We start from the raw sequence: 18,367 nt of genomic DNA, 5'->3' as shown, positions 1-18,367 counted from the left end.
TCGTTGCGCGTCAGGCCCGCGGGTGGGCCTGGGCGTAGCTCTGCTTGAGCCGCTCGATCGACACGTGTGTGTAGATCTGCGTGGTGCCGAGGCTGGCATGGCCGAGCAGCTCCTGCACGGCACGCAGATCGGCACCGCCGTCGAGCAGGTGGGTCGCCGCCGTGTGCCGGAAGGTGTGGGGTCCCTGCGGACCACCACCTGGGAACGCCGAAAGCGCCTTGGCGACGAGCCCGTAGACGGCGCGCGTGCTCATCCGAGCACCGGAGCCGCCGAGGAACAGCGCCTGCCCTGCGCCCCCGTCGCCCCTGGCCAGCAGCGCGGGCCGCGCCGACCGGAGGTAGTCGACGAGAGCGCCGAGCGCAGGCACGCCGAAAGGCACGGTGCGCTGCTTCGCCCCCTTGCCCGTGACGACCATGGTGAGCCGATCGAGATCGAGGTCTTCCGTGTCGAGCCCGACCAGCTCGGAGACGCGCACGCCGCTGGCATAGAGCAACTCGAGGATGGCCCGGTCGCGAACCTCCCTCGGCTCTCCCGACTCAGCGCGCTGCGCCGCCCGTGCCAGCAGTTCGTTCATCTGATCCTGCGCGACGACACGCGGCAGATGCTTCCCCAGCTTCGGTGAGGTGAGCCGCACGCCCGGGTCTGCGGCGAGCAGCCCGGTGCGGGCCGCCCATGCTGTGAAGCTGCGGGCGGCTGCGCTGCGCCTCGCGAGGGTCGCCGCGGAGAGCTTCGACTCCGACCCTTGCCACTGCCACGCGCGCAGCGTCTCGAGATCGAGCTCGGCGAGTTCGACGACCCCCGCGGATTCCGCGAACCGCTGCAACCCGGTGAGGTCGGCACGATACGACCTGATCGTCGCGTCGGACAAGCCGCGCTCGAAGCGCGCGTGCTCCAGGAAGCGCAGGGCGGCATCCGAGAGGAGCATGTCTCCAGGATGCCTCGCCCTCACCCCTTCCGCGGCACCGACACCCAGCCCTTCTCGGACTTGCGGACAGCGCCGTCGAGCAGCAGGACCCCAAGCAGGCTCGCGACTTCGGCCTCACCGATACCGCTCTTCCGCGCCACATCGGTGATCGAGCGGGCCGCCCGCCCATGCAAGGCGGTCAACACGCGCCCGTAACGAGGGTCCTCGGGGTCGGCGAGCGGCTCGGGCTCCGGTGCGTTCCCGCGGACGAGCCGCACGACATCATCGACGCTCGCGACCAGTTCGGCGCGCTCCGCCCTGACGAGTTCGTGACAGCCCACAGAGGACGGACTCGTGATCGGGCCGGGCACGGCGCCGATCGGCCTGCCCAGGTCGGACGCGTGATTGGCGGTGTTGATCGACCCCGAGCGCGAGCCCGCCTCGACCACGACCACCGCGCTCGCCACGGCGGCGATCAGGCGGTTGCGGGAGAGGAATCGGAATGGCGTGGGCGGGGTGCCGAACGGGACCTCGGCCAGGACCAGCCCATCGCGCGCGACGCGCGCGATCAGCTCGCTGTTGCCGATCGGGTAGAAGCTGTTGAGGCCACCGGCCATGATCGCGATCGTGCGGCCCTTGGCCGCGAGCGCCGCCCGATGCGAACTCGCGTCCACGCCATAGGCGCCGCCGGAGACCACCGTCCAGTCGCGCCCGGCCAGCCCGGCGGCGAGCTCGGTCGCCACATGGTTGCCGTACGCCGTCGCGGCACGCGTGCCCACCATCGCGACGGACGACTCGAAGTCCCCCAGCAACTGGACGTCCCCGAGGGCCCAGAGCACGAGCGGGGCGTGATCGCCGAGATCGTCAAGACCTCGAGACCATTGCGGGTCACCCGGTACGAGCAGCTCGGCGCCAGAGGCCGCCGCCATCGCGAGCACCGAGTCGATGAGCTTCTGGTCCATCCGCGGCTGCCAGCGCAGAAAGCCGGCGCGCACGCCGGCGATCGGCTCGATCCCGCGTTCCCGGTAGGCCGCGTGCACAGCGTGCTGCGCCGCCGTCGCCGCGCTGCGCAGCTCGGTCGGCGAGGCGAACGGCCCGGGACGGTACAGCAGCTCGAGTGCCGTCGCCGCTCCGAGATCGCCGACGAGCCGCCCGACGACGCCGTCCCCGGGCTCCGCGAGGATGCTCCAGATCACCCGCCCCGTGAGCTCGGCGTCGTCACCCGGCCGGCCCGGCCTCAGCCTCTCCCAGAGTTCGGCGCGCTCACGTGCGGACATTCCGGTGATCCGGCTCATGCGAAACTCCCTTCTCGCAACGCCAGCGCCGCGCCGACGTGCTCCGCCTTCGGCGACGTCGCTCCGTCGAGATCCGCCAGCGTCCAGGCGACACGCAGCACGCGCACGTACCCCCGCATGGTCATCGCGTGCGACTGATAGTGCCGCTCGAGCGATGTCGTGATGGCCTTCGGCAGCCGGCCGGGCCCGTCCGTGAGCCACGTGCTCGGAACGCGCCCGTTGAGCACCCACGGCAGCCCGGCGAATCTCTCCTTCGCGGCGCCGCGCGCCTCCACGACGAGCCGGCGTGCCTGCTCGGTCGTACGGCGCGACGCCTCGCCCGCCGCGAGCAGTTGCGCCGGAGCCAGCCGCTTGACAGTCAGCTGGAGGTCGATCCGGTCCATGAGCGGCCCGGAGAGGCGATTCAGATACGCGCGCCGCCGGCCGGGCCCGCAGGTGCAATCAGCTGACGCACCCAGGCCGTACAGCCCGCACGGGCAGGGGTTCGCCGCCAGCACCAGCTGGAACTCCGCGGGGAAATCCGCCTGCTGATTCGCCCTGCTGATCGTCACGACACCGGATTCCAGGGGCTGCCGCAGCGCGTCGAGCGCCTTCGGCTGGAACTCGGGCGCCTCGTCGAGGAAGAGCACACCGTGCGTCGCCCGCACCGCGGCCCCCGGCCGGATGCGTGCACTGCCGCCGCCCACGAGCGCCGCTGCCGATGCCGTGTGATGAGGCGACTCGTAGGGCGGGCGCCTGACGAGTTCGCTCACGGACCCGAGCTCGGTGAGCGAGCGGATCGATGTCGCCTCGAGCGCGGCATGCTCGTCGAGGTCGGGCAGCAGCCCGGGCAGCCGCTCGGCGAGCATCGTCTTGCCCGCCCCGGGCGGCCCGAGGAAATACAGGTGGTGTCCGCCCGCGGCCGCGACGACCAGCGCGTGCACGGCCTCGGTGTTCCCGATCACGTCGGCCAGGTCGAGGTCATCGACCGCGCGCACGGCCGGCGCCGCCGAGAGGACCGGTTCGACGGCCACCGGGGCGAAGTCGCCGCCATGCCGGATCGCGGCCTCGCGCAGCGAGGAGACGGGGACCACCTCGACGCCGGGAACGAGCCGCGCCTCCGCGACGTTGCCGATCGGCACCATCACCCGCCGCGCGCCGGCCGCAACCGCCGCATGCACCGCCGGGAGTATGCCCAGCACGGGCCGCACGCGCCCGTCGAGCCCGAGCTCGCCGAGATGAACCGTCGCGGCGATGGAGCGCGCCGATACTGTGCCCGACGCGGCCATCGCCGCGAGCGCGATGCCGAGGTCGAACACCGAGCCGTGCTTGGGAAGCGTCGCGGGCGAGAGGTTCGCGGTCACCCGGCTCTGTGCCAGCGAGCACCCCGAGTTCGATGCGGCGGCGAGTACGCGGTGCGCCGCCTCGGCCAGCGAGGTGTCGGGCAAACCGATGAGCTTGAACATCGGCAGGCCGGCGGCGATCGAGACCTCCACGTCGACCAGCGAACCCCGCAGCCCCTGCAGCGCGACGGAGAGAGTGCGCGCGACGCCCATCAGCCCACCCCGCGCAGATGTTCGATGCGCGCCGGCCCGTCGAGCCCGCCGATCACCGCGATCACGTCGAGGCGCACCCGGCCGCGCACGCGCTCGGCGTGAGCGCACCACTCCCCCGCGAGCCGCCTCAGCGCACGCAGCTTCCGCGGTGTGATCGCCTCGAACGGATGCCCGAAGGTGAGCGCGGAGCGGGTCTTGACCTCGACGAATACCGTCGTATCGTCGCGTTCCGCGATGATGTCGAGCTCGCCGCGGGTACCGCGCCAGTTCCGGTCGACGATCAGGTAGCCGCCCGCCTCGAGGAACCGCGCGGCGAGTTGCTCGCCGCTTCTGCCGAGCACGTCTTTCTCTGCCATGCCACGAGCGTGGCCGAGGCATCCGTTGCTCTATGCAACGATCAGGGCGAGACTGGCACTCTTCGGCGCCAAACGCGCCTGTGGACGCAGAGTGCCGCGCTACTCGTCGAGCGCGAGCTCCTTCGGAAGCTCGAACTCCTTCGAGGACAGCTCCTCGATGTTGACGTCCTTGAAGGTCAGCACACGCACCGACTTCACGAAGCGGTCGGCGCGGTACACGTCCCAGACCCACACGTCGTGCATCGTGAGCTCGAAATAGAAGTCGTGCTCGGTGTCACGGCGCACGAACTCGACCTCGTTCGCCAGGTAGAACCGGCGCTCGGTCTCGATCACGTACTTGAACTGACTCACGACATCGCGATACTCGCGGTACAGAGCAAGCTCGACCTCGCGGTCGTAGTCGTCGAATTCGTCCTCGTCCATCGTGGACTCAGTCTATGGCCGCGCGCCCCGGGAAGAGGGCTCAGTGCAGCCAGGTGCGGCGGTGGTGATCGCACGGCCCGAACTCGGCGATCGCCGCCAGATGCGCGGGCGCGGCATACCCCTTGTTCGACACCCACTCGTACGCCGGGAAGGTGTCGTGCAGCCCGATCATGAGCCGGTCGCGGTGCACCTTGGCGATCACCGAGGCGGCGGCCACCGATGCACAGCTCATGTCTGCCTTGATGCGGGTCGTGACCGGCATGCGCGTCTCGAGCACCGGGTTCAGATAGTCGTGATTACCGTCGAGGAGAACGGATGCCTCGTCGACCGCCACCCCCGCGGCGTGCAGCGCCTCGAGCGCACGCCATCCGGCGAGTCCGAGAGCGGCGATGATGCCGTGCTCGTCGATCTCGGCGGGCGTCGCCTCGCCGACGGCGGTGTACAGCCCCCAGGCAGCGCACAAGGGCGCGAGCTCCTCACGCACCGGCTCGGCGAGCAGCTTCGAGTCGCGCAGCCGCTCGGGGTGCGGCGGCATGGCGGCGTCGACGACGACCATGCCGACGGCAACGGGGCCCGCGAGCGCACCGCGGCCGACCTCGTCGACGCCGATCACGAACCGCGATCCCGCGGCGAGCAGCTCGCGCTCAAACTCGAGCGTGGGCGCGGCTGAGGCGACAGGCGTCACCGGTCGTCCTTGTCGACGCCGCGGAACACGTCGGGGTAGTTCGAGAGCCACGACCAGCGCGAGACCGGCCAGCTGATCACGAAGGCGCGCCCGACGACGTCCTTCTCGGGGACGAAGCCCTTGCTGGGCAGGTTCTGGTGCGCGCTCGAGTCGGCGGAGTCGTGCCGGTTGTCACCGAGCACCCAGAGCTTCCCGGGCGGCACGGTGACGTCGAACGGCGCACCCGCCGCCTGATCGCCCGGCTGCACGGTCGTGTACGGCTCCTTGATGGGCGTGCCGTTCACCGTGATCTGGTTGAGAGTGTTGCAGCAGACCACGTGGTCGCCCGGGACCCCGATGACGCGCTTCACGAGATGGTTGTCGCTGTCGGCGGTGCCGAGCCCGATGAAGGTGAAGAAGTCGCTGAGCCCGCGCGCGATGGGATTGCTCGGCTCCGGCGCCTGGATGTTCTCGCCGGGGCCCAGCCAGCCACCCGGGTCGGTGAAGACCACGATGTCGCCGCGGTGCACGGGCAGCAGCTTCGGCTCGAGCTCGTTCACGATGATGCGGTCGTTGACCATCAGCGTGTCCTCCATCGACGCCGACGGAATGTAGAACGAGCGGATCAGGAAGGTCTTGATGAGGAACGAGACGAGGAGCGCGACGATGAAGATGACGACGATGTCGCGGATGAAGAGCCAGACGGCGCGGCCTTTGCTCCGGTTCCCGGAACCCTGCCGCCCCCTGGTCGCCGGCTGGTCCGTCGTGCTGTCTGTCATCTCGCCCTTGTCTTGGGGCTTCAACGAGCAGAGCCCCCGGGCCAGTTTAGGGGCTCGGGGGCTCTGTTCACGCTGAGGCAGAAGCGGCGCCTACGCGTCGCGCTTTTCCTTGATCTTGGCCTTCTTGCCGCGCAGCTCGCGCAGGTAGTAGAGCTTCGCACGGCGGACGTCACCGCGGGTGACGACCTCGATCTTGTCGATGATCGGCGAGTGCACCGGGAAGGTGCGCTCGACGCCGACCTGGAAGCTCACCTTGCGGACCGTGAAGGTCTCGCGCACGCCGTGGCCGGAGCGGCCGATGACGACGCCCTGGAAGACCTGGACACGCGAGCGGTTGCCTTCGACGATGTTCACGTGCACCTTGACGGTGTCGCCGGGGCGGAAGTCGGGGATGTCGGACTTGAGGCTGGCGGCATCCACCTGGTCGAGGATGTGCATGAGACTGTCGCTCTCTGCGGCCGCCACAGGTCGACCGCGTGTCGTGGTGAAGAAAAGAAAGGTGCCGCCGGTGTCTTTTCGACAACAGAGTGCGCTCCCCTGTGGCAGGGCCGCGTGCGGCACAAACATCCATTCTGCCAGAGGCGGGCAGTGCGGCCAAATCAGTCCGCGAGCAGGTCAGGGCGCACCCGGCGCGTGCGCTCGAGCTGCTGCTCGCGCCGCCACGCCGCGATCGCACCATGGTTGCCGGAGAGCAGCACCGGCGGCACCGCACGCCCCCGCCACTCGGCCGGCTTGGTGTAGCTCGGGTACTCGAGCAGGCCGTTCTCGTGACTCTCCTCGACGAGCGACTCCGGGTTCCCGACCACACCGGGGATCAGCCGCCCGATCGCCTCGATCATCGCCATCACGGCGACCTCGCCGCCGTTCAGCACGTAGTCGCCCATGCTGACGAGCTTGACCCGGGCGCGGTCGGCGGCCTCGTCGAAGACGCGCTGGTCGATGCCCTCGTAGCGGCCGCAGCCGAACACGAGATGCTGCTCGTCGGCCAGTGCTCGCGCGGTGGCCTGAGTGAACACCTCGCCGGCGGGCGAGGGGAAGATGACGAGCGGGTCCGAGCCGTCGGCCACGAGCTCGTCGAGCGCCTCGCCCCACGGCTCGGGCTTCATCACCATGCCGGCTCCCCCGCCGTACGGCGTGTCGTCGACGGTGCGGTGGCGGTCGTGCGTGTAGTCGCGCAGATCGTGCACCCCGAGGTCGATCAGACCGGTCGACTTCGCCTTGCCGAGCAACGAGATGTCGAGCGCATCGAAGAACGTCGGGAAGATCGTGACGATGTCGATGCGCATGCAGCGATTTTACGGATGCCCGACCTGGGCCAGCTGCATGGCGCCCGCGCGGTACCTCGCGAGCACCAGGTCGACGAGAGCCTGCGGTGGACGTCTTCCCGGCATCATGAGGGGGCCGGCGATGACATCGCCGCCCACCTCGGCGATCGCGTCGGCGAAGCCCCCCGGCGAGAGCAGGAAGGTCGAGACCGCGACCCGGCTGCCGGGGTGCAGCCGGCGCATCGTGTCGACCGCTCCCGACAGGCGCGGAACCGCCGCGGTGAGGAATCCGACGGTGACATAGCGCTCGAGCAGGTGGGCGAGCCTGCGGCCCACATCGACGCTCTCGCGCACCACGTGGTGATCGCTGGAACCCACGGCGGCCATGACGATCACGTCGTCAGGGCCCAGACCGCTGTGCAGCAGGCGGTAGGCGAGGAGCTCGACGATGGCGTCGTCACCGCCGAGCGCCGGGGCGAGAGTCGCGGGCCGCGGCGGCTCGGCGCCGAGCTCGCGCTCCAGGTCGCCGTGCAGATGGCTGCCCGGCGCCAGCATCAGCGGCACGGCGACGACGGGCTCGTCGTCGTCGAACTCGGTCGACAGCACGCCCCCGAGCTCGGGCTGGTGCACATCGATCAGCGCGGGCACCACGCGCACCTCGGGTGCCGCACGGCGCACGGCGGTGAGGAGCAGCTCCAACGTGCCGTCGTCGGTCACATCGCTCGAGCCCTCGACGACCGCGAGCAGGGCCGGCACCGTCATGGCTCGAACGTATGAGAGGCGTGTTTCGGGCAGGTGCACTCGGATGTTTCCGAGCGGTGAAAGGCGGCTCTCAGCCCTCGGTGTCGGCAGGCTCCTCAGCGGATGCGAGCGGCTGCTCGCCGTCCTCCTCAGGGAGCTCCTCGAAGAGCCCGGCGGGCGGGGTCACCGTCAGCGTTCCCGTCTCGATGTCGACGGCCGGGACGATAGCGGCCACGAACGGGACGAGCACCTCGCCGGCATCCGTCTCGATCGCGAGCAGGTCCTGTGCGGGCAGATGATCGACGCGGGCGACCTTTCCGACAGGCACGCCGTCGCGCAACGCGGTGAGGCCGACGAGCTGGTGGTCGTACCACGCGTCGTCCTCAGGAGCCTCGTCGGTGTCGGCGTCGACCCAGAGGATGGCCTTGATGAGCGTCTCGGCCTCTGTGCGGTCGTCGACGCCGACAAAGAAGCCGACGGGGTGGCCGTTGTACCAGCGCAGCTCGCGCAGTTCGAGGGTCTTGCCGTGCCACTTCGATGTGGTCGGGACCTGGAGCGAGAACACGGCGCCCGGCACGAAGCGCCGCTCGGGGTCATCGGTGTACAGCTCGAGCTTGATCGCGCCCTTGAGGCCGTGGGCCTTGGTGAGGCGCCCGACGCGCAGCTGCGTTCCGGAGTTCTTGGGGGCGGCCACCATCAGCGGTCGGTGTCGACGATGTCGACGCGGACCCGCTCGCCCTGTGCGAGGGCGTTCACGACGGTGCGCAGGCTGCTGACGGTATGACCGCTGCGGCCGATGACGCGGCCGAGGTCCTCGGGGTTCACGCGAACCTCGAGGACCTCGCCACGCGGTGAGCTCTTCTGCGCGACCTCAACGTCGTCGGGGTGTTCGACGATCCCCTTGACGAGGTGGGTGACAGCGGAATCGAGCATCGTGTGTGAACCTGCTTACTCAGCGGCCTCGGCGGGAGCCTCGGTCTCCTCGGCGGGTGCCTCTGCCTCTGCGGCGGGCTCCTCGGCCTTGGCCGGGGTCTCGGTCTTCGGCTTGAGGACCGGCTTCTTCTTCTCGTCGGCGACGAAGGCGGCCTTGGCCTCGGCCACCTGGACCTTGGACTCGGTGTCCTTCTCGCCCTTGAACTTCGCCCAGTCGCCGGTGAGCTTCAGCAGCGCGGCGACCTGCTCGGACGGCTGTGCGCCGACGCCGAGCCAGTACTGCGCACGGTCGGAGTCGATCTCGATGACCGAGGGGTGCTCGGTGGGGTGGTACTTGCCGATCTCCTCGATCACGCGACCGTCGCGCTTGGTGCGCGAGTCGGCGACGACGACACGGTAGTAGGGGGCACGGATCTTGCCGAGGCGCTTGAGGCGGATCTTGACAGCCACAGTTCTCCTGTTGGATTCAGAGTGTGAAAGCGAACTGACTGCGCGGGCTGTGGGGTGCACACCCGCGCAGGAGGTCTGATGGAGGCTTCACGCGTTCGGATAGAGGGTCGGAACGCACGAAACCGACATTCCATTCTGCCAGATGATCGGGCAGGTGGACTAATCGGCGAGCAGCCGCGCGGCGGCGATGCCCTCGCTCGTCGCGCGCACGGCATCGACGGACCGCGCGTCGCGCGCGCCGCCGACGATCTCATGACGGATGCCTGCGGCGGCGAGCGCCTCCGAGAGGGTCTCGTGCGGCTCCTGCCCGGCGCAGACGACGACGGTCTCGCCCGGGATGAGCTCGACCGTGCCGTCCTCGTGCACGACCTCCACCCCCTCAGGCGTGATGCGGCGGTAGTCGATGCCGGCGAGCATCCGCACGCCCGCGTGCTGCAGCGCACCGACGTTGACCCAGCGGCTCGTGATGCCGACGCCCTGGCCGAACTTGCCCGCCCGGCGCAGCACCGTCACCTGGCGGCCCGGCCGCGGCTGCTGCAGCGCCCGGGTGGGGCGGGAGCGGGCGAACTCGGCCGAGCCGTCGAGCCCGAACCGCTCTTCGAAGACGCGGGCGCGGGTCCTCTCATCGTGCGACTCGACGAGGAAGGCGGCGAGGTCGACGCCGATGCCGCCCCCGCCGATGATCGCGACGGTACCGGCCGGCACGCCCTGGCGGATCGCCTGCTCGTAGCTCAGCACGTGCGCCAGCTGCGCGCCTTCGATGTCGACGACGCGCGGGGTGACGCCGGAAGCGACGACGACGCCGTCGAAGCCGGTGAGGCTCGCGGCATCCGCCCGCTCCCCCAGCCGCACCTCGGCGCCGGCTGCGGCGAGCCGCTTGGCCGCGGAGCGCACGGTGAGCTGGTAGTCCTCTTTGCCGGGCACCCGCGCGGCGAGGCCGAACTGGCCGCCGAGCTCCTTGCGCGCTTCGAAGACCGTGACCGCGTGGCCGCGCCGCGCCAGGTCGTCGGCCGCTGCGAGTCCCGCGGGGCCGCCGCCGACGACCGCCACGCGCTTGCGCGCGTTCGTGACGCCGAGGGGGAACTCGGTCTCGCGGCCGGCGCGCGGGTTCACGAGGCAGCTGATCTCCCGAAAGACCAGCGAGCGGTCGATGCAGGCCTGATCGCAGCCGATGCACGCGTTGATGAGGGCGAAGTCGCCCGACAGCGAGCGGTTCACGATCTCGGGATCGGCGAGGAACGGGCGCGCGAGCGCGACCGCGTCGACGTGCCCGCGGGCGAGGATCGCCTCCGCATCGCGCAGCTCGGTGACCCGGTTGCTGCCGATCACGGGCAGCTCGGGGTGGCGCGCGTGCACGGCATCGGCGAGCCGCTCGCCATAGGCGATCCAGGCGGCATGGGGCACGGATGCCTGCACCGTCGGCACCGTGGACTCGTGCCACCCGACGCCCATGCTCAGGGCATCGACCCCGGCGTCGGCGAGCGCCAGGGCGAAGGCGTCGACCTCGGCCTCGGTCGTCGAGCCCGGCATCAGGTCGGTCGCCGAGATGCGCACCGAGACCGGGAAATCCGGCCCGACGGCGGCGCGGACGGCGTCGAAGACCGCGAGCGGGAAGCGCATGCGCGCCGTGCTGTCACCGCCCCACTCGTCGGTGCGCTGGTTCGTGAGCGGCGAGAGGAATTGGTTGAGCAGGTATCCCTCGCTCGCCATCAGCTCGACGGCGTCGAAGCCCGCCTCGCGCGCGGCGGCAGCCGCGGCCGCGAAGTCGGCGATGGTGCGCTCGATGTCGGCTCCTGTGAGCTCGCGCGGCACGAGGCCGCGGGCGGCACGCCACGGCACGGGGCTCGGGGCGACGGCCCACTCCCCCACGGCGTAGCGACCCGCGTGGAACAGCTGCGCCGAGAGGAAGCCGCCCGCGTCATGCACGGCGGCGGTCGCCGTGCGGTAGGCGGCGATGGTCGCGGCATCCGTCATCACAACGTAGTCGGGACCCCCGCGCGCCTCCTCGTTGACGGAGATGCCGCCCGTGATCGCGAGCGCCGCGCCGCCTTCGACGCGTTCGCGGTAGAACGCGGCGAGGGCCGCTCCCCCGTCGCCGCGCGGCTCAAGGCCCGTGTGCATGCTGCCCATCACCACGCGGTGAGGCAGCTCCAGCGGGCCGAGGCGCCAGGGGCGCGTGAGGAGCGGCAGGTCCACTTACTCTCCGAAGACGGAGGCGTGGAGGTCGCCGGTGGTGTCCGACCAGAACGGCGGGGCGATGATCGTGAGACCGCCGTCGACGGTGAGCACCTGGCCCGTGATGTAGCCGGCCTTGTCCGACAGCAGGAACTGCGCGGCATCCGCCATGTCGTCGGCCTTCGCGGCACGTTGCAGCGGCAGCTTCGAGATGACCGAGTCCATCGGCGCCATGCCCGGCACCTTGTTGTAGAAGTAGTCGAGCGAGTCGGTGTCGATGAGACCGCCGTTGACCGCGTTGACCGTGATGTTCTTCGGGCCGAACTCGGCGGCCATGTACTTCATGTACTGCTCGGCCATCGCCTTCGAGGCGCCGAGCGCCGCGTAGGTCGGGAAGGCGCGCAAGGACCCGTAGCTCGAGATGTACAGGATGCGGCCACCGTGCGGCATCCGCTTCACGGCCTGCTGCGCACCGAGCACGAAGCTGCGCGCGTTCATCGCGTAGCTGCGGTCGATGTGGTGCACCTTCATCTCGGTGATCGGCTTGAACGCCGCCGCGGCTGCGTTCGCGACGAACGCGTTGATGTGGTCGTATGCCGCGTCGACGCCGGCGAACAGCGCCTCGATGCCCTCGGGCACCTCGATGTCGGCCTGCACGGTCACGCCGTCGCCGCCCGCGGCGCGCACCGCGGCGAGCGACTCCTCAGCGAGGTCGGCGTTCTTCTTGTAGTTGATGACGACGTGCGCGCCCTCGGCGCCGAGCTTCTCGGCGAGCAGGCGGCCGATGCCGCGGCTCGCGCCGGTGATGACGACGACGCGGGGGCTCTCAGGTGCTACCAATTCAGGATTCCTTCCGTGTTCGCCTCGCCGGTGATGGCGGCGCGGGCCACGACCAGCTTCTGGATCTCGTTCGTGCCCTCTTCGAAGCGCTGGGCGCGCGCGTCGCGGTAGACGCGCTCAATGGCGTTCTTCTTCCAGTAGCCGCGACCGCCGAAGACCTGCAGCGCGTTGTCGGTCACCGTGGCGAGCATCTCGACGGCGATCATCTTGGCCGCGCTGGAGAGGGCGGATGCCTCGGGCGCGCCCTGCTCGTAGGCGCGGGCCGCCTGGATGATGAGCGACTTCGCGGCGGCGATCCGCCCGAAGTTCTCGGCGATGTAGAACTGGATCACCTGACGCTGCGCGAGCGGCTTGCCGAAGGTGACGCGCTCCTTCGAGAACGCGATGGCGAGCTCCTGAGCGCGCTCGGCGAGGCCGACGGCGCTCATCGCGACCGAGACGCGGCTCGGCAGCAGGAAGCCGCCGAGGGCGACCTCGAGGCCCTGGCCCTCGTCGCCGAGGCGGTACTTCGCCGGAATCCGCACCTCGTGGAACTTGAGGATCGCATGGTCGGTGCCGCGCACGCCCATCGTGTCGGAGTCGTCGATCACCTCGGCGCCCGGCAGCCGGTTCGGCATGGCGAACGCGACGGTGCCGTCGTTGCCCGTCGAACCCTCGAGGCGGGCCGCGATGAGCAGGTAGTCGGCCTTCACGCCGAAGGTGATGAGGTGCTTCACGCCGTTCATGACGTACTCGTCGCCCTCGCGGCGCACCGTCGTCGTGATGTCGGCACCCGTGCCGTTGTCGGGCTCGGTGAGCGTGAACGCGACCAGCTTGTCGCCCGCCACCGAGGGCTTCACGACCTCCTCCAGCAGCTCGGGGCTGGCATACGGGGCCATCGCGCGCCAGGTGCCGTTGATGACGTGCACGAGCATGCGGATCGAGCCGTGCGACTTCGAGATCTGCTCGAGCAGCTCGAGATAGCGGCTGAACGGGATGCCGCGGCCGCCCAACTCGGCGGGGGCGGCGAGGCTCAGCCAGCCGCGACTCTTCAGCTCCGCGAACAGCTCGGCCGGGACATCCCCGGTCTCTTCGATCGTGTTCGCCCACTCTTCGCCGGGACCCTGCACCCATGCAGTGATCTCAGCCTTGAGCGCGGCGAACTCCGCGTCGTCGAATTCAGCGACAGCCACTTACTTGCCTTCCTGGTTTGCGACGAGGGCGGCAGCCTGCTCGCGCAGCACGTTCTTCTGGATCTTGCCGACCGCGTTGCGCGGCAGCTCGTCGAGGTACTCGAGGCGCTCTGGCCAGTAGTACTTCGAGACGCCGTGGGTGTTGAGGTACTCCTGCATGGCGGCGAACTCGAGCTTGGCACCCGCCTTGGCGTTCACGACGAAGGCGCACGCACGCTCGCCAAGACGCGGGTCGGGCATCGCGACGATCGCGACGTCGGCGACCAGCGGGTGCTGGTAGAGCAGGTTCTCGATCTCGACGACCGGGATCTTCTCGCCGCCGCGGTTGATGACGTCTTTCACGCGGCCTGTGATGTGCAGGTAGCCGGCCTCGTCGATGTAGGCGAGGTCGCCGGTCTTGTACCAGCCGTCCTCGGTGAACACGTCGGCGGTGAGGTCGGGGCGCTCGAGATAGCCGCCGAACAGCGTCGGCGAGAAGAACTCGTAGTTGCCCTCGGTGCCGACCGGCACTTCGACGCCCTCGTCGTCGGTGATGCGCAGGGTGACGCCGTCGAGCGCGCGCCCATCGGTGCCCCACATGCTCTCGGGCGTATCGCCCGGGCCCGACAGGGTGGCGAGGCAGGTTTCGGTCGTGCCGAAGGCGCCGAGCACGGCGGTGTCGAGCACGGTCGTCGCGCGGCCCGCGAGCTCGCGCGGCACCGCCGCGCCGGTCGCCACGAAGATGCGCAGGGCCTTGGGGCTAGGCGCACCGCCCTCGACGAGCGCGACGAGGTCGGTGAGGAACGGGGTCGCCGCCTGCACGAAGCTCGCCTTCGCCTGGCCGAATGCCTGGTCGAGCGCGACCTGGCCGTCCCACACGGGCTGGATGACGGATGCCACGCCGAGGCGCCACGCGAGCAGCATGCCGTAGAGGAAGCCGGTCTGGTGCGCGAGCGGGCTCGGGATGAAGACGCGGTCCTCGGCGGTCAGGCCCGAGCGCTGCACGTGCAGCGCGGTCGCGAGCCCGAGCGTGCGGTACGGGTGCTGGACGCCCTTCGGCTCGCCCGTGGTGCCTGAGGTGAACAGCAGCTGGCAGACGTCGTCGGCCTCCGGCATCCGATCGGCGATCGCGCCGAGATCGGGTTCGACGGAGCCGAGCGCGTTCTCGTAGTAGCGCCACGTCCACGACGCGGCCTCTGCGCGCGCGACCGCTTCTTCGGGGATCGGCGGGATGCTGACGGACTCACCGCCGTCCCGGTTCTCAGCCTGCAGCACGATGACGTGCTCGAGATGGAGCTTGCGGCCCTGCTGGCGGGCCTCGTCGGCGACCGCCACGAGCTCGACGGGGGCGTGCCGCTTGCGGAACAGGTTCGGCAGGAACAGCACGCGGGCGCGCGAACGCGACAGGGTCATGGCGACCTCGCGCGGGCCGAACACCGGCATGATCGGGGTCACCACGGCGCCGATCTGCATGGCGCCGAGCGAGATCGCGACGAACTCGCTCCAGTTCGGCAGCTGAACGCCGACCGACTCGCCCTTCTCGACGCCGAGCTCGAGCAGCAGCTGCGAGACCTTGTCGGCCTCGGCCTGCAGCTGGCCCCACGTCGTCGTGACCGGATGGCTGTTGCCGACCTCGATGACCGCGGCCTCGTCGGCCTTGGTCTGCGCGTATTCGCGCACGGCGATCGGCAGCACCAGCGGCTCGGCCGAGACGGGGGCGGATGCCTGGGTCTGCGTCTCCTCGTCGTCCTCGCCCTTCGACGGGGCGTCCACGTCGATGTCGAGGCCGATGGAGGTCATCGCCTCGAGGAAGGTCGGGTACGAGATGCGGTAGGCGCGCGGGTAGGTGAGGCTCGTCTCGCCGTCCGACTTCGTGCCCGCGATCGCGAGCGACATCAACACGCGGTGGTCGTTGAAGCTGGAGAGCTTCGCTCCCGTGCCGCGCCGGCCCGCGGTTCCGTTGATGTGCAGCTCGGTCGGCTCCTGCGTGGCGTCGCCGCCCATCTTGTTGAGCTGCAGCATGGCCGCAACGCGGTCCGACTCCTTGAGGCGCACGTGCCCGACGTTACGCAGATGACTCGTGCCCTCGGCGAAGTTCGCCATCACCGAGAGGATCGGCAGCAGGTCGGGGATCGGCGTCGCATCGATGTCGAAGGGCTTCAGGGTGAGGCCGTCATGGCGGATGCGCACCCAGCCGGTCTCCTCGTCGACGACCATGGGCACGCCCATCGAGGCCGCGATGTCGAGGAACTCTGCCTCGGGGTGGTCGACCTCGGCGGTCGTCGCGGCGGGCAGGCCGCGGAAGAGGACGTCGGAAGGGTGCAGCGCCGCCGCCGCGATGCCGAAGGCGGCGGAGCCGATGTCGGCAGGGATCGTGTAGTCCGCGGCGGTACCGGTCTGGTTCGCCGGCACGGTGTAGCTCAGCCAGTCCTCGCTGACCTCGACCTGGAATCCCCAGTGCCGCATCATGCGCACTGTCAGGTCGACGTACGGCTGCTCGTTGAGCTGGCCGCCCGTGATGTGGATCGTGGTGTCGGTCTCGGCGAACATCGCGGTGAGCAGCAGACCCGAGACCCACTGCGAGAGCGTGCCGGCGATGTGCACGTCGCCGCCCCTGGGGCGCTTCGGCTGCACGGTGATCGGCGGGCAGTCGTTGGTCGACTCGAGCTCGAGGCCCATCTCGGTGAGGGCGCTGAGCAGCGCCTTGATCGGGCGGCGGCGGAAGTACTTCATGCCCGTGACCGTCGTGGGTCGGTCGGAGAGCGACATGAGGCCCGTGATGAAGTAAAGGGTCGTGCCCGAGGAGCCGACGTTGAGCAGGCCGTCCTCACCGCGCGAGCCGCGCTCGTTGACCGGGGCGCCGTGGAAGCGGCCACCCGTTCCGGTGACGGTGTAGCCGGCATCCGTGATCTCGATCTTGGCGCCGAGGGCCCGCAGCACGCTCACGGTCCACTCGACCTGCCTGGTCGTCGAGACCCCCGTGATCACGCTCGTGCCCTCGGCCAGAGCGGCCAGCACCAGCGCGCGGTGCGCATGGTATTTGGAGACCGGGATCTCCAGCGTGCCTTCGAGTTTGTGTGTGGTTCCTCTAGAGATCAACTGCACAGTGCCACGCTACCGGCGAACGGATGCCCCTGTTGGCATGCCTTTCGTACAGATGCCGCAGCCACCTTTTGAGGTTTGGAACAGCCTATTTTCCGAACAGCTTCTGGATCTGGCTCAGGTCGGGCGCCTGCTGCTCGGGCTTCGCCCCGGGGCGGCCGAAGCTCGCGCCCGTCGACTCGCTCGCACCGCCCGGCTTGACGCCGGCAGCCAGAGCAGCGTTCTCGGCCGCACGCTTCGCGGGGTTGCCCGAGCGCGAGCCCTTCTTCGCCTGCTGCTTCCTCTTGCCGCCGCCGTAGCCCGCGCCCGGGATCGGGCCCATGCCCGGAACCTGCGGCACGCCGCCCTTCGCGACGGTCTTCATCATCTTGGAGGCCTGCTCGAAGCGGGTGACGAGCTGGTTCACGTCGGTGACCGTCATGCCGGAACCCTTGGCGATGCGCAGGCGGCGCGAGCCGTTCAGCAGCTTCGGCGTGCGGCGCTCGGCCGGCGTCATCGACTGGATGATCGCCTCGGTGCGCACGATCTCGCGCTCGTCGAAGTTGTCGAGCTGCTCGCGCATGCCGCCCGCGCCGGGCAGCATGCCGATCATCTTCTTGATCGAGCCCATGTTCCGCAGCTGCTGCATCTGCTTGAGGAAGTCGTCGAGCGTGAAGCTGTCGGTGGCGAACTTCTCCGCGACCTGGCGAGCCTCCTCCTCGTCGAAGGCCTGCTGCGCCTGCTCGATCAGGGTGAGGATGTCGCCGAGGTCGAGAATGCGGCTCGCCATGCGGTCGGGGTGGAAGGGCTCGAAGTCGTCGAGGCCCTCACCCGTCGAGGCGAACATGATGGGACGGCCGGTGACGGATGCCACGGAGAGCGCCGCGCCGCCGCGCGCGTCGCCGTCGAGCTTGGAGAGCACGACGCCCGTGAAGTCGACGCCGTCCTGGAATGCCTTCGCCGTCGCGACGGCGTCCTGGCCGATCATCGCGTCGATGACGAAGAGGACCTCGTCGGGGTTCGTCGCCTTCCGGATGTCGGCCGCCTGCTTCATCAGCTCGGCATCGACGCCGAGACGGCCGGCCGTGTCGATGATGACGGTGTCGAACTGGCGGCGGCGCGCCTCGTCGACCGCGTTCTTCGCGACCTTGACGGGGTCGCCCACGCCGTTGCCCGGCTCGGGGGCGAAGACCGTGACGCCGGCCTGCTCGCCGACGACCTGGAGCTGCGTGACGGCGTTGGGGCGCTGCAGGTCGGCCGCGACCAGCATCGGCGTGTGGCCGTCCTTCCTGAGCCACTTCGCGAGCTTGCCCGCGAGGGTCGTCTTACCGGCGCCTTGAAGGCCCGCGAGCATGATGATCGTCGGCGGGGTCTTCGCGAACTCGAGGCGGCGCTGCTGCCCGCCGAGGATCTCGATGAGCTCCTCGTTGACGATCTGCACGACCTGCTGCGCCGGGTTCAGCGCGCGGTTCACGTCGTCGGAGAGCGCGCGCTCGCGCACCGCGGCGGTGAACTTCTTGACGACATCGAGCGAGACGTCCGCCTCGAGCAGTGCGCGCCGGATCTCGCGGACCGTGCCGTCGACATCGCTCGCCGAGAGTTTGCCCTTGGTGCGGAGGTTCTTGAGGCTCTCGGTGAGCCGGTCGGAGAGTGAGCCGAAGATCGCCATGGTGGGTCAATTCTACGGTGGCGGCTTCCGACAGCCTGAACTTCCCCGAAGGGTGCGTTCGGGCAGCACTCCGGCGGCCGCGGGGACCACAACTGCACCCTCGGGT

General features: G+C 69.9%; 18 protein-coding genes. All 18 read right to left on the bottom strand.

The window, feature by feature from the left end; translation table 11 throughout:
- Positions 1-10 precede the first annotated feature (10 nt).
- On the bottom strand, positions 11-925 hold the full coding sequence (locus ABD708_RS05050) for a tyrosine recombinase XerC (RefSeq protein ID WP_344752213.1): 915 nt from the start codon (positions 923-925) through the stop codon (positions 11-13).
- A gap of 20 nt (positions 926-945) precedes the next feature.
- Positions 946-2,199 carry a DNA-processing protein DprA gene (dprA, locus tag ABD708_RS05045; protein WP_344752212.1) on the bottom strand — a complete coding sequence of 418 codons (1,254 nt, stop codon included), beginning with the start codon at positions 2,197-2,199 and terminating at the stop codon, positions 946-948.
- On the bottom strand, positions 2,196-3,734 hold the full coding sequence (locus ABD708_RS05040) for a YifB family Mg chelatase-like AAA ATPase (RefSeq protein ID WP_344752211.1): 1,539 nt from the start codon (positions 3,732-3,734) through the stop codon (positions 2,196-2,198). The genes dprA and ABD708_RS05040 overlap by 4 nt, the downstream gene beginning before the upstream one ends.
- Positions 3,734-4,090 carry a YraN family protein gene (locus ABD708_RS05035; RefSeq protein WP_344752210.1) on the bottom strand — a complete coding sequence of 119 codons (357 nt, stop codon included), beginning with the start codon at positions 4,088-4,090 and terminating at the stop codon, positions 3,734-3,736. Before ABD708_RS05035 ends, ABD708_RS05040 begins: the two co-directional genes overlap by 1 nt.
- 99 nt (positions 4,091-4,189) lie before the next feature.
- Positions 4,190-4,513, bottom strand: a complete 324-nt coding sequence (locus tag ABD708_RS05030) for a DUF2469 domain-containing protein (protein ID WP_344752209.1) — start codon at positions 4,511-4,513, stop codon at positions 4,190-4,192.
- 40 nt (positions 4,514-4,553) lie between these two features.
- Positions 4,554-5,198 carry a ribonuclease HII gene (locus tag ABD708_RS05025; protein WP_344752208.1) on the bottom strand — a complete coding sequence of 215 codons (645 nt, stop codon included), beginning with the start codon at positions 5,196-5,198 and terminating at the stop codon, positions 4,554-4,556.
- On the bottom strand, positions 5,195-5,956 hold the full coding sequence (gene lepB, locus ABD708_RS05020; RefSeq protein WP_344752207.1) for a signal peptidase I: 762 nt from the start codon (positions 5,954-5,956) through the stop codon (positions 5,195-5,197). Before lepB ends, ABD708_RS05025 begins: the two co-directional genes overlap by 4 nt.
- A 90-nt stretch (positions 5,957-6,046) precedes the next feature.
- Complete coding sequence (gene rplS, locus ABD708_RS05015; protein ID WP_344752206.1) at positions 6,047-6,394, bottom strand: 50S ribosomal protein L19; 348 nt, start codon at positions 6,392-6,394, stop codon at positions 6,047-6,049.
- Between the two features lie 161 nt (positions 6,395-6,555).
- Positions 6,556-7,242 carry a tRNA (guanosine(37)-N1)-methyltransferase TrmD gene (gene trmD / locus ABD708_RS05010; RefSeq protein ID WP_344752205.1) on the bottom strand — a complete coding sequence of 229 codons (687 nt, stop codon included), beginning with the start codon at positions 7,240-7,242 and terminating at the stop codon, positions 6,556-6,558.
- Positions 7,243-7,251: 9 nt separating this feature from the next.
- Positions 7,252-7,983, bottom strand: a complete 732-nt coding sequence (locus ABD708_RS05005) for a sirohydrochlorin chelatase (protein ID WP_344752204.1) — start codon at positions 7,981-7,983, stop codon at positions 7,252-7,254.
- Between the two features lie 70 nt (positions 7,984-8,053).
- On the bottom strand, positions 8,054-8,659 hold the full coding sequence (rimM, locus tag ABD708_RS05000) for a ribosome maturation factor RimM (RefSeq protein ID WP_344752203.1): 606 nt from the start codon (positions 8,657-8,659) through the stop codon (positions 8,054-8,056).
- Positions 8,659-8,895: an RNA-binding protein gene (locus ABD708_RS04995; protein WP_344752202.1), complete on the bottom strand. Its 237-nt coding sequence runs from the start codon at positions 8,893-8,895 to the stop codon at positions 8,659-8,661. Before ABD708_RS04995 ends, rimM begins: the two co-directional genes overlap by 1 nt.
- Before the next feature lie 15 nt (positions 8,896-8,910).
- Positions 8,911-9,345 (bottom strand): 30S ribosomal protein S16, encoded by a 435-nt coding sequence (gene rpsP, locus ABD708_RS04990; RefSeq protein ID WP_344752201.1) that lies wholly within the window; start codon positions 9,343-9,345, stop codon positions 8,911-8,913.
- A gap of 159 nt (positions 9,346-9,504) precedes the next feature.
- Complete coding sequence (locus tag ABD708_RS04985) at positions 9,505-11,541, bottom strand: FAD-dependent oxidoreductase (protein ID WP_344752200.1); 2,037 nt, start codon at positions 11,539-11,541, stop codon at positions 9,505-9,507.
- Positions 11,542-12,360 (bottom strand): SDR family oxidoreductase, encoded by an 819-nt coding sequence (locus tag ABD708_RS04980; protein ID WP_344752199.1) that lies wholly within the window; start codon positions 12,358-12,360, stop codon positions 11,542-11,544.
- Positions 12,354-13,532 carry an acyl-CoA dehydrogenase family protein gene (locus ABD708_RS04975; RefSeq protein ID WP_344752198.1) on the bottom strand — a complete coding sequence of 393 codons (1,179 nt, stop codon included), beginning with the start codon at positions 13,530-13,532 and terminating at the stop codon, positions 12,354-12,356. Before ABD708_RS04975 ends, ABD708_RS04980 begins: the two co-directional genes overlap by 7 nt.
- Positions 13,533-16,616, bottom strand: coding sequence for a 3-phosphoshikimate 1-carboxyvinyltransferase (aroA, locus tag ABD708_RS04970; protein ID WP_344752197.1), 3,084 nt, complete (start codon positions 16,614-16,616; stop codon positions 13,533-13,535).
- Between the two features lie 85 nt (positions 16,617-16,701).
- Entirely contained in the window at positions 16,702-18,261 is a 1,560-nt protein-coding gene (ffh, locus tag ABD708_RS04965; protein ID WP_344752196.1) for a signal recognition particle protein, read from the bottom strand.
- Between the last annotated feature and the right edge of the window lie 106 nt (positions 18,262-18,367).

Origin of the sequence: Gryllotalpicola koreensis, from assembly GCF_039538185.1 — a bacterium.
GTDB lineage: Bacteria > Actinomycetota > Actinomycetes > Actinomycetales > Microbacteriaceae > Gryllotalpicola > Gryllotalpicola koreensis.
This window is presented reverse-complemented; position numbering and strand designations above follow the sequence as displayed.